The organism is Hyphomonas atlantica corrig. (assembly GCF_000682715.1).
In the GTDB taxonomy this organism is placed as follows: domain Bacteria; phylum Pseudomonadota; class Alphaproteobacteria; order Caulobacterales; family Hyphomonadaceae; genus Hyphomonas; species Hyphomonas atlantica.
Window position 1 is genome coordinate 1 of sequence record NZ_AWFH01000063.1, and the last position, 14383, is coordinate 14383.

Genomic DNA, 14383 nt, shown 5'->3' on the forward strand with positions numbered 1-14383 from the left:
GACTTTCAGCCTCCAGCCTGTCGAGGTGGGTCAGATTGGTCAAAACGTTCAGTTTCCTTCAAGTATCATTTAGCCGAAAAAACTCTGTGGCTTTCAGATATAGTCACGAGAACAGGGCGATAGCCCCCAATGTGAGTGAGTTCAATGATTTGATCCATCAGCAGGGCTAAATGGTCGGGAAAAAGGCACGATCGGTCTGAATCGTGTCGCTGATTGTCGTATTCCTACATAATCTGTCATTATGCCGTCTGATTTAGGGGGACTAAATACGCTTTGTCTGATTGGAGATGAAGTATGTGCGGAATTGTAGCGATCGCTGGCACCGAAACAGTGGCGAACCGTCTCGTGGATGGTCTGAAGCGGCTTGAATATCGCGGCTATGACAGCGCGGGCATCGCAGTTCGGGCGGGCCCCAGGGTCGAGCGCAGGCGCGCACAGGGCAAGATCGTTAATCTTGAGGCCGTTATGGCGGAAGCGCCGATTGATGGTCTGATGGGCATTGCCCATACGCGTTGGGCCACGCATGGTCAGCCGAACGAGATCAATGCGCATCCCCACATGTCGGGGAAAGTTGCGATCGTCCATAATGGCATCATCGAGAATTTTCGTGAGCTGCGCGATGAATTGCAGGCCGACGGTCGCAGCTTTGAATCCGAAACGGATAGCGAAGTCATCGCCCAACTGATCGACAAGAACATGAATGACGGTATGGACGCGGTGGATGCGTTCGAGGCCGCCCTCAAGAAGCTATCCGGCGCGTTTGCGATTGCCGCAATCTTTGCAGACGATACCGATCTCCTGATTGGTGCGCGCAAAGGCAGTCCGTTGGTATTGGGATATGGCGAAGGCGAGATGTTTCTCGGTTCTGACGCAATCGCGCTCGCGCCCTTCACACGCGATGTAACCTATCTGGAAGAGGGGGATTGGGTGGTCCTGACACCTGACAGCCACGACATCCGGAATGTGAATGGTGAACGTGTAAACCGCCCCCGCGTCCAATCTGCTGTGAATGAAAGTCTGATTGAGCGCGGCGAATATGATCATTTCATGCTGAAGGAAATTCACGAGCAGCCAGAGTCGTTGGCGCGTTCGATCCTTCCTTACATTGATCAGGCGACGCAGACACTCAATCTGGGTGATGTCGCTGACAAGATGTTTGCTGGGGCCGACCGCGCTGTCGCGATTGCATGCGGAACAGCCTATTACGCCGCACACACGGCGAAATACTGGTTCGAGCAAAAGGCGAGACTTGCTCTGGAAACTGACATCGCATCGGAGTTTCGCTATCGCAACCCAGTCTTGCCGCAGACGGGCCCAGCCATGTTTGTCAGCCAATCGGGCGAAACTGCGGACACGCTGGCGGCGCTGCGCTATTGCCGTCAGAATGGCACGCCCGCCGTTGCCATCGTAAACGTACCGGAAAGCTCAATCGCCAGGGAAGCTGCTGCCATTGTGCCGACCCATGCCGGGCCTGAGATTGGCGTCGCATCAACGAAAGCGTTTACAGCGCAACTGTCTGTGCTGGCGGTTTTGGCGCTAAATGCAGCGAAGGCGCGCGGACATTTGCTGCCGGGCGAGGAAGTGCAGGCGGTTAAGAGCCTTCTGGCCTTGCCGCGAAAAGTGACCGAAGCGCTCGAAGCACAAGACGGAATCCGCGCGATTGCAGAGACGCTGACCCAGAGCCGTGATGTCCTCTTCCTTGGGCGCGGCCGGTATTTTCCTCTCGCTTTGGAGGGGGCGCTCAAGCTGAAAGAAGTCTCGTATATTCACGCAGAGGGATATGCTGCAGGTGAGCTGAAGCATGGTCCGATTGCGCTGATCGAAAAAGATGTCCCCGTTGTGGTGATCGCGCCCATGGATGAGCTTTTCGAAAAAACCATTTCCAATGTCGAGGAAATACGAGCGCGTGGCGCCCGAGTGATCCTGATCTCTGATCCTGCTGGTATCAAGGCTGCAGGGAACCGCGCGGATCACGTTATTCCGATGCCGGAAGGGGACGAAATAAGTTTGCCTGTGCTGGCTGCCGTGCCACTCCAGTTGCTGGCGTATCATGTCGCCGTGGCGAAAGGGACTGATGTGGACCAGCCGCGCAACCTCGCCAAATCTGTGACGGTGGAATAGCCACAACAGCGGTTCGTGATATAGCCCATTAGCGAGCGCGAGTCGTATGTGAGGAATGATGCCTTTTGAATTCAAACAGGATGACGTGCTGCCGCAGGTCATTCATGTAATTCCAAAAAAGTTTGAAGATCCGCGTGGATGGTTTGCCGAGACGTATCGGGCTGATGTTTTTGCCGAGGCCGGAATTGCTGGACCATTTGTGCAGGATAATCATTCCCGATCAGCGGACGCTGGGACGATCAGGGGGCTGCATTTCCAGGCGCCCCCCTACGCACAGGGGAAGCTCGTCAGGTGCGTGAAAGGGCGAATTCTGGATGTCGCGGTCGATGTTCGGAGAAGCTCGCCGAATTTCGGTCGGGCAATGTCTGTGGAACTATGTGCAGACAGCGGTGCACAATTGTTCATCCCTCGGGGCTTTGCGCACGGCTTTTGTACGCTCGAGGACGATACGGAAGTGGTTTACAAAACCGATGCGTACTACGCGCCATCGCATGATTACGGCATTGCGCATGATGATCCGGCGATTGCCATCGATTGGCCGGTGCCGCCTCATGCGCGAATACTGTCTGATAAGGATAGGGCTTTGCCTAGCCTTGCAGACTACCTGAAGCTTGAATCCATCCACGAGGAAGAGCGATGAGCTGGCTCGTTACGGGGGGCGCCGGATTTATCGGGTCGGCGCTTTGCCACTATCTGGCAGAGGCGACTGACGACAGGATTGTTGTCATAGACAAGCTGACCTATGCGGGGAACCGCCAGTCACTCTCATCTCTCGAGATGGATGGGCGCCTTGAATTGATCCAAGCGGACATCACCGACTTTCCGATGATGACCGAGATTGTAGAAAAATCAGCACCAAGATCGATTTTCCATCTCGCAGCAGAAACACATGTTGACCGGTCGATAGATGGGCCGGCGAATTTCGTTTCAACCAATGTTGCCGGGACGTGCGCCATGTTGGAGGCGGCCCGCAATTATCATTCTGGGCTCGCCGATAGTGCGAAAGACGCGTTCCGATTTGTGCATGTCTCGACAGATGAAGTGTTTGGCTCTCTGGGTGACACAGGCACATTCAGTGAGACGACGCCCTATGCGCCGTCGTCCCCCTATTCGGCCAGTAAGGCGGGCGCTGACCATCTGGTGCGAGCATGGTTCAACACCTACGGGCTGCCTGTGATTGTTTCGAATTGCTCGAATAATTATGGGCTTCGCCAGTTCCCCGAAAAACTCATTCCTCTGATGATTTTGAAATGCTTGTCAGGCCAGAGCCTCCCTGTTTACGGGCAGGGGCTCAACGTTCGGGACTGGCTGCATGCCGATGATCATGCGCGGGCGTTGTTGCTCATGGCGCAAAAGGGAGAGCCAGGAGAAACCTATTGTGTAGGAGGGGGCGCTGAACGCACCAATATCTGGATCGTGGAAACGATTTGCCGCCTGATGGATGAGCGTTATCCCGAGAACGCTCCTCACAATCGCCTCATTGAATATGTCGACGACCGCCCTGGACATGATTATCGGTACGCAATTGATGCAACGAAAATAAACATGTCGCTTGGGTGGGCTCCATCGCGTGACTTCGAAGCTGGTCTGGCGGAAACAGTTGATTGGTACCTCTCCAACGAACAATGGTGGAAACCGCTGCAAGATCGCGTCTATGCGGGCGAGCGACTGGGTTCTGGTACATGACCAGAATTCTTGTGATTGGAAAGTCGGGCCAAATGGCCCAGGCATTCGCCGGACTTGGGATCGATGACCTGTATTGCGCGGGTCGCGATGAGGCGGACTTGCTCGATCCTCAATCACTGGAAAAAGCGCTGAAATACCATCGTCCGAAAATCATAATCAACGCAGGGGCGTACACGGCTGTAGATCGTGCCGAGTCCGAACCTGATATTTGTCGAGCCCTGAATGTTGATGGACCTCGTGAATTGGCCGGTCTTTGCAACGCATACGGCGTTCCCTTGATACACTTGTCCACCGATTGCGTGTTCGATGGGAGAAAGCCTACGCCATACTTGCCATCTGATGTGACGTGCCCAATGGGCGTTTACGGACAAAGCAAGCTTGATGGTGAGGAAGCTGTGCGTTCTGTTGCGGCTCGTTCCATAATTGTCCGGGTGTCGTGGATTTTTTCTCACCTCGCCAGCAATTTCGTTACAACAATGTTGGGGTTGGCCGGGTCGCGGGAGAGTATTTCGGTCGTGAATGACCAGTTCGGTTGTCCAACTTATGCGCCCGCATTGGCTGAGGCGCTTGTGACGATTTCGGATTGCGCGCTGACGGCAGATTTCCAAGATTGGGGTATCTATCACCTTGCTGGAGCTGGCGAGATAGACAGGGCGAGCATGGCGCGATTGATATTCGAGGTTAGCGCGCGTCATGATGGTCCTTGCGCAGAGGTAAGTGGTATACCGACAAGAGCATATCCAACACCTGCTCAGAGGCCACTGAATGCTCGCCTTGACATGTCTGACACCGAGCGCGTTTTCAGCGTTTCGCTGCCAGACTGGCGATTAGGGTTGGAAGAGACCGTGCGCGTGTTGATCGAGGAGTTTGATACACCATGAAAGGAATAGTTCTGGCGGGAGGGACGGGTAGCCGCCTTCATCCAGTGACACGGGGGGTGTCGAAGCACCTCCTGTCGATCTATGACAAACCTCTGATTTATTATCCGATCTCCACACTCATGCTGGCGGGCATTACTGAGATTCTGGTTATCTGCGCACCCGAGCATGGCGCGGCTTACCGAAGCTTGTTACGAGATGGGAGCCAGTGGGGTGTGTCGATTTCCTACGCTATCCAGGATGATCCCAACGGCTTGGCCGAGGCTTTTCTGATCGGCCGGGATTTTATCGATGGCCAGCCTTGTGCGCTGGCGTTGGGCGATAATATCTTTTATGGCGCTGGACTATCCGGGCAGCTTCAGGTTTTGGCTGCGCTAAAGCGCGGAGCAGCTGTGTTGGCTTACCAAGTGAACGATCCGAAGCGATTTGGAATCGTTGAGCTGGACGGTGATGACAAGCCAGTCTCATTGGAAGAAAAGCCTGAGACGCCAAAAAGCAACTGGGCTATACCCGGGTTGTATTTCTATGGTTCAGACGTGGTGCAGGTCGCAGAGCAAGTTACTCCTTCAGCTCGCGGAGAGTTGGAAATTACAAGTGTGAACGAGGCTTACTTCCAGCGAGGAGAGCTGACTGTCACGCGCCTGCAGCGGGGAACAACCTGGTTGGATGCGGGAACATTCGATAGCCTGTTGGAGGCATCCCAGTTCGTTCAGACAGTGGAAAAGCGGCAAGGGCTAAAGGTGGCGTGTCTTGAAGAGGTGGCTTGGCGCAGAAGTCTGATCACTGATGATCAAATGCGTGAGCGGGCGAATGAGTTCAAGAACGAGTACCGCGATTATTTGCTGTCGCTGTTGCAATCTGAATCTTGATTTGACGAAAGCGGGGCGCTGCTTTCAGCGACCCGCAAGACCTCAGTAAACGCCAAAAACACGTGGTAAAGAGTCGATGTCGGGATCTTGATGCAAGTCGGTTTGCCATCCTCATCTACCGTGTCGAGCCACATGCCACGCGGTGCAGAGGAGCCAAGATGTACGCCGAACAAGGTTTCGCAGCTTCGCTCAATTGCGTGCCAAGGCGACACGCCGGTTAGTTCATGCAATGCAATCCAACCCTTGATACGCTCTGAATTTGGCCACGTTCGGGAGCCGCGATCTTGGGAGCTGGTATCCAGCTTGTTCGAATTCATGACCCAGCCGCGAGTTTCGTGTAGGCCAAAGCGTTCGGCGTTCAGAACCAGTGTGCGGACGATGTCGGTATGATCGTCTCCGGATAATTGCTGGTGGCGCGCCAATATCCACGCCCATTCGAACTGGTGGCCGGCTTCAATATGGTTGCGAGTGGAGTAGGTAATGGGGTTTAAAGAGTCATCGAAGAATTCGGGCATGGCGCCAGCTGCCTTGTCGAACAGTTGACGTCGAAACAATGTGGCCAGGCCATTCGACATGTCCTTGGCGCGTGAATCATTCGTCACTTCCCAAAAGGCGAGTAGCCCTTCCATCAGGTGCATATGCGGGTTCTGTTGGCGTGGCAGGTTGGCGGGTAGCTGATTGTAATATCCGTTTCCGGATGGGTGCGCGAAGTCTCGCTCCACAATATCTAGCGTCTGGTGTGCGAGAGTCAGAGCATCTGTGTTTTCACTCAGCCGGTAATACCAGCTGAGAGCGAATAGGCAGAATGCGAAATCATAGAGATCGGCCGTCGGGTCGAGAATATCGCCCTCAAGCGTGACCTTGTGAACCCAACCAGATTCCGGGCCCCGCCAACAAACTTTTCTCAAATACTCAAATAAGGCATCCGCGAGTGGGCCTGCCTTTTTCTCACCGAGCAGGCTGGCATGAGACATAACGTATAGCTGTCGCGCAACGACGAATGTCCGCTTATATGCATCGGTAAACGGACGGTCTCCATCAAGAGAGAAGCTCTCGACAGGTCCGCCAAAGCGGCTGTCCATGCATTTCTCTGTCCAGACGGGGAGGGCGTGGTCGAACAGCCAGCTGCGAATTCTGGTAATCACTTCCATCTGAACTACCAAAGCGCTCGTTTCCAGAATTACAATTGTCGCAAGCGCCATTGGACCGTCATGTGTTTGGTCAACAGCGCCTTGTTTCCCGTACAGTGTGCAATGGTTCGCATCAAGTATTGACCTGACCGCAGCGGCGGTCGATCCTCGGCTGAGGTAAGCGTTTGCGCATTGTGCGTTTCTGCCAGAATGGACCGAATGTGCCTGTGACAATAAACTTTGAAGAAATCGACGACCGGATTGCCCGAATTCTGGAAAAAAAGGGTCCGCGTATCGGCAAGGAACTGTCGTTTGATATGCCGGATGTTCCTGTGCTGGCGCTTTGGCAAGCCTGCAATCGTAGCCGGAGTTTGTTGATCTCCCATTTTGCCAGCTACTATTTGCGATTTGACATCACACGCGAAGACCAGGTGCGGCTTAGCCCGTCGATACTTCGGGACTTCCTCTCTTTTACGCTCTTTGGCCTTCCCGGCCAACGCTATCAGATGATCGAACGGCAAGGTTCCCTCTCAAACATGCACCGGGAGATCAGCCGCGAGAAAATCGGGGTGGCCCAAGATGTGATGAAGCAATTATTTGTAAGCTTGGGGCGGGAAGTGCGCAGTCAGCTTTGCGCTTTCATCGCGGGCGACCTTTCATACTTTCTGGCGCATAACGAGATGCGAGAGCACTCAGCCTCCGGTGAAATGGTTCGAGGCTCCGACATAGATATCATTATCATTCTGAGTGAATCGCTTCCCGACGATATTCAGGGACGGATTGATGGGGAAATGATGGCTTTGAAGAATTTCTATCTTCGCCATCCCAAGCACCGCCACGAGATCGATTTCATTTGCAAACGTAAATCGGTCATGGAGCGGCAATTCCAATATTCAGACATCCACGACAAGATTGCCAGCAAGATCGCCTACGAGTCCATGTTCTTGGGGGGATCGCTGACACTGTATATGGAAGTGCGAGATGCGATGACTCGCACGGGTGTTGATCAGTTGATTGAAGCAGATTTCGCGCACGCCTTGAAAGACCGGAAGCACGCCATGAAGGCCCTGTTGGATGCACCTGGGGATGCGATCGATGCAGAGACAAGGTCGCTATTTTACTTCTCGCAGGAACGGGTTGAGTTCTCCTGATCAACTGAACGAAATATTTGCGCTATTCTTCTCTTTAAGGTGAACTATTTCTCTTGGTGCGATGGCATGAAAACATCGGGCGTTTTGGGAGGATTAAGTTTGACTTGGAGAGGTAAGTCGAATTCTTGCGCGAGCATCTCGCGTTCCGTTCTGGTCTCCACCATGATGGGCGCTTCCATCGTGATTTTAGGCGCGTGCGCAGGTGGCGGAGGCGGGGGTGGAAGCTCCGCTGTTACGCCATTGCCGCCTCCTCCGCCGCCTCCGCCCCCTCCGCCGCCGCCCTCGAACCCATTTCCGGATCAGATTGCGGAACCTTCCGCTTTCGAAACGCGCGAATATAATGCCACGGTTGGGTTGCCGATTATCGGGGCTTCGACGGCGTATGCGCTGGGTGCAACGGGGCAGGGGCAGGTGATCGCTGTCATTGATACCGGGACAGACGCCGACCATCCAGATCTGGAAGGCGCGGTGGTGCAAATGTATGACGTTTGCGCGGACACGGAATGTTCCGGCTTTGATGAGAATGGAGACCGCGTCAACATCCGCCGACAGCCAGGTGACATCGACACTGGTGGGCACGGGACTCTTGTTTCCGGCGTTATTGCGGCTCGGCGCCAGGATGATTTCAATTCTTCGCTGGATGATAACACGCCGAATGGAATTCAGGGCGCGGCCTATGAGTCATCCATTCTGGATATTCGAGCGGATTCGCCGGGCAGTTGCGGCCGGGAAGGCGAGGATGACGACTGCGTCTACAACGACAGAAATCTCGTTACAGCAATTGAGTATGCTGTGGATCAAGGGGCGACCATTATCAACATGTCGCTGGGGGGAGACATTGATAGTGACCCCACTCTCGAAAACGCAATTCGTGCAGCGGCGAATGCAGGCGCGCTCGTGGTCATCTCCGCAGGTAACGATGGAGAACCGGCGGGGACGGATGAAGAAGGAAACCCGACTGAAGCCAAGGGTGAGATTCCGAACGAGCCAGCTTACATCGCCGGCGAGGCTTCGTCCTTGGGGCGAGTTGTGGCCGTCGGGGCGGTTGATCCGGATGGAAAGCTCTCGGACTTCTCCAACCGCGCTGGTACCGCATCTCAATCCTATTATCTCCTGGCGCCGGGCGAAGGTGTAATCTCGACTGGACCGGACGACGATGTGGCATTTCCAGACCTTCCCACATGTGCCGTAGGAGAGTTTGAGGGCTGTAATGACGCTGATAGTGAGGGTGACTATTATCGGATCGCCGGTACATCTTTTGCCGCGCCATACGTGGCGGGTTCGTTGGCCCTCTTGCTGGACGCATTCCCGAATTTGAGATCGCAGCCAGAGGTCGCGCTCCAGATTTTGCTGGATACTGCGACAGACTATGTGGATAGCACGCCTGACATCATTACCGGTGAGGTCGCCGGCGTCGGCACGGATAGTGTATCGGGTGTGGGGCTTTTGAATCTGGAAGAGGCGTTTCGTCCGCAGGGCCAGCAAAACCTCGACTTCGGCTCTGAAAAGGTCAGTCTGATCGACGCTGTGGCACCAAGCGGCGGCGCGTTCGGGGACTGGGCGTCGAATTCTGGCGCGTTCAACAAGCTTGTGTTTCAAGACAAGTACCAACGCGGATTTCAATTCAACGCAGACGGTGTGGCGGCGGCTTTCCCTACAGATGCCCTGGGGTCGCGCCTGGTCAATTTCGATACGCGAGCGGATTGGGCGGCGGGGGAATCCTACGCTGTGAATGCGGGCAATATGTCTTTCAGCTGGGCACAGGCCCGCCTTAAGGAAGACCCTACCGCGCCGTATCAGGAAGATCCCCAATCCACGTTCAAGATGCGCTACAGTTTTGGTGAGAGCCAGGTCGAATTTGGCCGCGGTGGCTCGCTGACCCATCTTGCGCCCGATATTTCCCTGTTGAACGAGCCAGGCGTCGGCAATGCGTTTTCGACCGGTGGTGCGTGGGCGAAATTCAGTCACGTCATAAGCGATGATCTCGTCATGGACATCTTTTCGGCAGAACATGGCGCTCGTAGCCAGTCTGGATTTATGTTTGGTCGCGATGAGCGGACATGGTCCGTGCGCGCAGGGGCATCGTTTATCTCGGATGAGAATACTGCGCTTGGTGGATCACTGCAGGCCCGTTTTGGTGCAGAGGATCAGACCGAGATGACGGCCTATGCATTGGAAGGGGCCTGGCTGTCGGGGGCTGGATGGATTGTGTCGTCCGGGCTTGAGATGGCAAGTGTCGAGTTGCCGGGAATTGACGCCGAAGGCATCTGGACGAGCCGGTGGTCATTGGGTGCAGACCGTGCGCTGGGCGACGGGCGGCTGCATCTCATCGTGGCGCAACCTCGGCGCGCGGAATCTGGACACCTCAATCTCGATGCTCCAATCGGCGTGGATTTGAACAGTCAATTGATCCGTACTCTGGTAAAAGCAGAGCTGACACCAAGCGGCCGGCAGATCGATTATGAAACCCGCTATACATTTGGTTTGACCGATACCTGGTCGGGCGAGGCGGCAGCGGTGATTTCGACTTCACCAAACCACATTTATGGTGCGGAAGATCAGGAGGCGCTGTGGATGCGGCTGTCGACGCCATGGTAAGGGCCGCAGTAATCTCTCTAACCGCATGCTTCATGCTGCCCGGCTGCACTACCCTGCCTTTCTTTGGGGCGACTTGCCCCGAAATTACAGATACGTCCGCGTGGATCAACAGGATGCCGGGGCCGGGCCAACCATCTGGCGGCAAGCTGCATGTCGTGGTGCGCGTGGCGGATGACCAGTCCTGGATGCTGACGCCCCAATCCGGACACTCAGAGGGGCTTTTGGTTCTCGACCTATCAAAGGGCGGGCCATCCGTGCCCGGCACAGCGGCTTACCAACAGTCGCGCAAGCCTTTACCTCAGCACATTCAAGTGCAGTGCCAAGGCAAGCGTGTCGCGACTATTGATGAGATAACTGTCGCGTACTGAGATCGGCTAGTTCGTGAGGTGCTTGAGATCGTCCACAAGGTCTGTTTTTTCCCAGCTGAATCCGCCCGCGTCCGTCGGTGTGCGACCAAAGTGGCCGTAGGCGGCGGATGGTCCATAGATTGGCCGGTTCAATTTCAGATGTGTGCGAATTCCCTTGGGGGACAGGTCGAAGAGCTCCCGCAGCGCTTTCGCGATGCGTTCTTCGTCCACATTGCCGGTTCCGTGTGTGTCGACATAGATGGAGAGGGGTTGAGCCACACCAATCGCGTAGCTGACCTGAATGGTGCAACGGTCAGCCAATCCTGCCGCGACGATGTTCTTGGCGAGGTAGCGCGTCGCATAGGCCGCGGAACGGTCGACCTTAGAGGGGTCTTTGCCGGAGAACGCGCCGCCGCCATGCGGGGCCGCACCGCCATAAGTGTCAACAATGATCTTGCGCCCGGTCAGGCCCGCATCCCCGTCAGGTCCGCCAATCACAAATCGCCCGGTCGGGTTGACATAGAATTTGTCTTCCGCGGGGAACCAGCCGTCCGGTAAGACGTCCTTGATCACAGGGCGGATGATTTCCCGCAATTGGTCCAGTGTGGCGCTATCCTTGTGCTGGTGGGAAACGACGAGGGCATTCACGCCAACCGGCTTCGATCCTTCGTATTGAAGTGTTACCTGGCTCTTGGCGTCTGGCTCCAGTTCAGGGTGGGTGCCGTCATGACGTAATTGCGCCAGCCGTTGAAGAATCTGATGTGAGTACACCAGAGTGGCTGGCATCAGTTCCGGTGTTTCGTTTGTGGCATAGCCGAACATGATGCCCTGATCGCCTGCGCCCTCTCCGCCATACAAGCCCTGGCCTTCCTCAACGCCTTGAGCGATCTCGACCGATTGGCCATGAACATGGTTGGCGATTTCCATATTCTCCCAATGAAAGCCATCTTGTTCGTACCCGATGCGTTTGACGACATCGCGCGCAGCCTGGTTCATTTCGTCATGTGTGACCTCGGCGCCATTATTGGTGCGAACTTCGCCGGCCAGAACGACGCGATTGGTGGTCGTGAGGGTTTCTACCGCTACTTTGGAAGTTGGATCACGCGACAGGAACAGATCCACAATCGCATCCGAAATCTGGTCTGCGACCTTGTCCGGATGGCCTTCAGAGACGCTCTCGCTGGTGAATTCGTGACTGGCAAGTTTCATGGGTCCTGTCTTTCTGTTCTTCGTTCTGCCTAGCGGGCAAAAACGACTGTTTTTCCGGCATTGATGAAAATGCGATGCTCGGCATGCGCCTTCACGGCACGAAGCAAAGCGTTACCTTCCAGATGGCGGCCGCTTTCGATCATGTCGGCCGGGCTGAATGTGTGGTCGACTGCTTCCGTCAGCTGCGTGATGATCGGGCCTTCATCAAGGTCTGCCGTCACATAGTGGGCCGTCGCGCCAATCATTTTTACACCGCGCGCATGGGCCTGGTGATAGGGGCGTGCGCCCTTGAAGCCCGGCAGGAAGGAGTGGTGGATGTTGATGCATTTCAGCTCGAGCCGCCGGCAGGCTTCATCGCTGAGCACTTGCATGTAGCGGGCAAGCACGACGAGGTCCGCGCCGGTTTCCTCCACAATGTCGAACAGGCGGGCTTCAGCTTCCGGTTTGGTTTCCTTCGTCACCGGCACATGGAACCAAGGCAGTCCCCAATGGGCGAAATCGTCCCTCAGCGTTTCATTGTTCGAGACGATCCCGACAATGTCGATGGGCAGTTCGCGCCGGCGGGCCGCATAAAGCAGCGTGTTTGCGCAATGCTCCGACTTGGACACCATAAGCAGGGTGCGGACAGCTTCGCCTTCCGGATGAACTGACCAGTCTGCGCAGAGTTCCTGGGCCATGGTTGCCAGATCGGTTTCAAGGCCGGACGGCAGGGCATCCGATGTGCCATGGAACACAAGGCGCGCGAAGAAGCGGCCGGTTTCCGCATCGCCGAATGTCCGCGACGCGGCAATAAAGCAATCATGACGCTCCATCAGCTTTGCCAGTCCGGCGACGAGACCGACCCGATCCGGACAGGCAAACTTCAGGATATGCGAACGCGACACTGTGGAGACTCGACCTAGTAGCGGTAATGTTCAGGCTTGAACGGACCAGCCGCATCCACGCCGATGTAATCGGCCTGCTCGCCGGACAATTCGGTCAACTGTACGCCCAGCTTTTCCAGATGAAGCATCGCAACTTTCTCATCGAGGTGCTTGGGCAGGGTGTAGACCTTGTTCTCATACTGCTCGCCGCGCGTATGCAGTTCGATCTGGGCGAGAGTCTGGTTGGTGAAGGAGGCCGACATCACGAAAGAGGGGTGACCCGTGGCATTGCCGAGGTTCACAAGGCGGCCTTCAGACAGGAGGATGATCCGTTTGCCGTCCGGGAAGGTAATCATGTCCACTTGCGGCTTAATGTTCGTCCACTCGAAATTGCGCAGGCCTTCGACCTGAATTTCATTGTCGAAATGGCCGATATTGCAGACGATGGCCATGTCCTTCATCGCGCGCATATGGTCGACGGTCAGGATGTCCTTGTTGCCGGTCGCCGTGACGAAGATGTCGAACTTAGGCGCAGCTTCGTCCACGGTCAGAACTTCATAGCCGTCCATCGCAGCCTGAAGGGCGCAGATCGGATCGACTTCGGAGACGGCAACACGTGCGCCGGAACCGGACAGTGACGCGGCAGAGCCCTTGCCGACATCGCCATAGCCGGCGACAAAGGCTTTCTTGCCCGCCATCATGACATCTGTTCCGCGACGGATCGCGTCAACGAGCGACTCTTTGCAACCATATTTGTTGTCGAATTTCGACTTGGTGACAGAGTCGTTGACGTTGATGGCCGGGAAGGGGAGTTCGCCCTTCTTCTCAAGCTGGTACAGTCGGTTCACACCGGTCGTCGTTTCCTCGGATACGCCGCGGATTGCAGCCTTGGTCTTGGCAAACCAGCCGGGCGATGCGGCCAGACGTTTCTTGATCTGAGCGAACAGGAATTTCTCCTCTTCCGAGCCCGGCTTTTCCAGGAAGGACGGATCGGATTCGGCGCGCTCGCCGAGGATCAGATACATGGTTGCGTCGCCGCCATCATCCAGGATCAGATTGGCGCCGGTACCGTCATGCCAATGGAACATGCGGTCAGTGAATTCCCAGTACTCCTCCAGCGTTTCGCCCTTATAGGCGAAGACTGGCGTGCCATTCGCCGCGATCGCAGCCGCGGCATGGTCCTGTGTCGAATAGATGTTGCACGACACCCACTGGACGTCCGCGCCGAGCGCTTCGAGTGTCTGGATCAACACAGCCGTCTGGATGGTCATGTGCAGCGAGCCGGCGATCTTCGCGCCTTTCAGGGGCTGCGACGGACCGAACTCCTCACGCGCGGCCATCAGGCCCGGCATTTCCGTTTCTGCGATGGCGATTTCCTTGCGGCCAAACTCTGCAAGGGAAATATCTGCGACGCGATAGTTTTCGGCCATATCAATGATCCTTTATACGTTTGTATCGCGGCTAACATGTCATACAAAAAAAGGCAACGCGCGAAGTGCGCGTTGCCTTGGATTACAAGTGCATCCTATGT

12 protein-coding genes are annotated in these 14383 nt (G+C 55.7%); 8 read left to right on the top strand and 4 right to left on the bottom strand.

The annotated features are described in order from the left end of the window. Nucleotides 1-294 precede the first annotated feature (294 nt). The 5 genes from glmS to rfbA are packed head-to-tail and all read left to right on the top strand — an operon-like array spanning nucleotide 295 to nucleotide 5554. Nucleotides 295-2121 carry a glutamine--fructose-6-phosphate transaminase (isomerizing) gene (glmS, locus tag HY36_RS16810; protein ID WP_035555456.1) on the top strand — a complete coding sequence of 609 codons (1827 nt, stop codon included), beginning with the start codon at nucleotides 295-297 and terminating at the stop codon, nucleotides 2119-2121. Nucleotides 2122-2179: 58 nt separating this feature from the next. Next, complete coding sequence (gene rfbC, locus HY36_RS16815) at nucleotides 2180-2761, top strand: dTDP-4-dehydrorhamnose 3,5-epimerase (protein WP_155842038.1); 582 nt, start codon at nucleotides 2180-2182, stop codon at nucleotides 2759-2761. Beyond that, nucleotides 2758-3807, top strand: coding sequence for a dTDP-glucose 4,6-dehydratase (rfbB, locus tag HY36_RS16820; protein ID WP_035555462.1), 1050 nt, complete (start codon nucleotides 2758-2760; stop codon nucleotides 3805-3807). The genes rfbC and rfbB overlap by 4 nt, the downstream gene beginning before the upstream one ends. Continuing rightward, on the top strand, nucleotides 3804-4688 hold the full coding sequence (gene rfbD, locus HY36_RS16825; protein WP_035555465.1) for a dTDP-4-dehydrorhamnose reductase: 885 nt from the start codon (nucleotides 3804-3806) through the stop codon (nucleotides 4686-4688). Before rfbB ends, rfbD begins: the two co-directional genes overlap by 4 nt. Continuing rightward, a complete protein-coding gene (rfbA, locus tag HY36_RS16830) occupies nucleotides 4685-5554 on the top strand; it encodes a glucose-1-phosphate thymidylyltransferase RfbA (RefSeq protein WP_035555467.1) in 870 nt (289 codons plus the stop codon). The genes rfbD and rfbA overlap by 4 nt, the downstream gene beginning before the upstream one ends. Here rfbA and HY36_RS16835 read toward each other — a convergent pair. Next, nucleotides 5521-6756: an AGE family epimerase/isomerase gene (locus tag HY36_RS16835; protein WP_035555469.1), complete on the bottom strand. Its 1236-nt coding sequence runs from the start codon at nucleotides 6754-6756 to the stop codon at nucleotides 5521-5523. The two genes, rfbA and HY36_RS16835, sit on opposite strands and share 34 nt — an antisense overlap. 260 nt (nucleotides 6757-7016) lie before the next feature. On the opposite strand from HY36_RS16835, the gene HY36_RS16840 reads away from it, so the two are divergent. From HY36_RS16840 to HY36_RS16850, 3 genes are all read left to right on the top strand, one after another. Continuing rightward, the gene (locus HY36_RS16840) at nucleotides 7017-7835 is read left to right on the top strand and encodes a hypothetical protein (protein ID WP_155842020.1); all 819 of its coding nucleotides are present in this window, start codon (nucleotides 7017-7019) and stop codon (nucleotides 7833-7835) included. A gap of 354 nt (nucleotides 7836-8189) precedes the next feature. Then, nucleotides 8190-10433, top strand: coding sequence for a S8 family peptidase (locus tag HY36_RS16845; RefSeq protein WP_162176031.1), 2244 nt, complete (start codon nucleotides 8190-8192; stop codon nucleotides 10431-10433). Continuing rightward, a complete protein-coding gene (locus HY36_RS16850; RefSeq protein ID WP_162176032.1) occupies nucleotides 10406-10801 on the top strand; it encodes a hypothetical protein in 396 nt (131 codons plus the stop codon). The genes HY36_RS16845 and HY36_RS16850 overlap by 28 nt, the downstream gene beginning before the upstream one ends. 6 nt (nucleotides 10802-10807) lie before the next feature. Here the strand turns inward: HY36_RS16850 and metK are convergent, their stop codons facing one another. Genes metK through ahcY form a run of 3 tightly spaced genes read right to left on the bottom strand, consistent with a single transcriptional unit; the run spans nucleotide 10808 to nucleotide 14282 of the window. Next, nucleotides 10808-11989: a methionine adenosyltransferase gene (gene metK / locus HY36_RS16855; protein ID WP_035555480.1), complete on the bottom strand. Its 1182-nt coding sequence runs from the start codon at nucleotides 11987-11989 to the stop codon at nucleotides 10808-10810. A 29-nt stretch (nucleotides 11990-12018) separates the two neighbouring features. Continuing rightward, complete coding sequence (locus HY36_RS16860; RefSeq protein WP_035555483.1) at nucleotides 12019-12873, bottom strand: formyltetrahydrofolate deformylase; 855 nt, start codon at nucleotides 12871-12873, stop codon at nucleotides 12019-12021. A 14-nt stretch (nucleotides 12874-12887) separates the two neighbouring features. Next, a complete protein-coding gene (gene ahcY, locus HY36_RS16865; protein WP_035555487.1) occupies nucleotides 12888-14282 on the bottom strand; it encodes an adenosylhomocysteinase in 1395 nt (464 codons plus the stop codon). Nucleotides 14283-14383: the final 101 nt, after the last annotated feature.

Coding starts and splice junctions, on each gene's coding strand:
- HY36_RS16835 (WP_035555469.1), bottom strand. CDS start 6,756: ATGGCGCTTGCGACAATTGTAATTCTGGAAACGAGCGCTTTGGTAGTT.
- rfbD (WP_035555465.1), top strand. CDS start 3,804: ATGACCAGAATTCTTGTGATTGGAAAGTCGGGCCAAATGGCCCAGGCA.
- rfbA (WP_035555467.1), top strand. CDS start 4,685: ATGAAAGGAATAGTTCTGGCGGGAGGGACGGGTAGCCGCCTTCATCCA.
- rfbB (WP_035555462.1), top strand. CDS start 2,758: ATGAGCTGGCTCGTTACGGGGGGCGCCGGATTTATCGGGTCGGCGCTT.
- ahcY (WP_035555487.1), bottom strand. CDS start 14,282: ATGGCCGAAAACTATCGCGTCGCAGATATTTCCCTTGCAGAGTTTGGC.
- metK (WP_035555480.1), bottom strand. CDS start 11,989: ATGAAACTTGCCAGTCACGAATTCACCAGCGAGAGCGTCTCTGAAGGC.
- rfbC (WP_155842038.1), top strand. CDS start 2,180: ATGCCTTTTGAATTCAAACAGGATGACGTGCTGCCGCAGGTCATTCAT.
- glmS (WP_035555456.1), top strand. CDS start 295: ATGTGCGGAATTGTAGCGATCGCTGGCACCGAAACAGTGGCGAACCGT.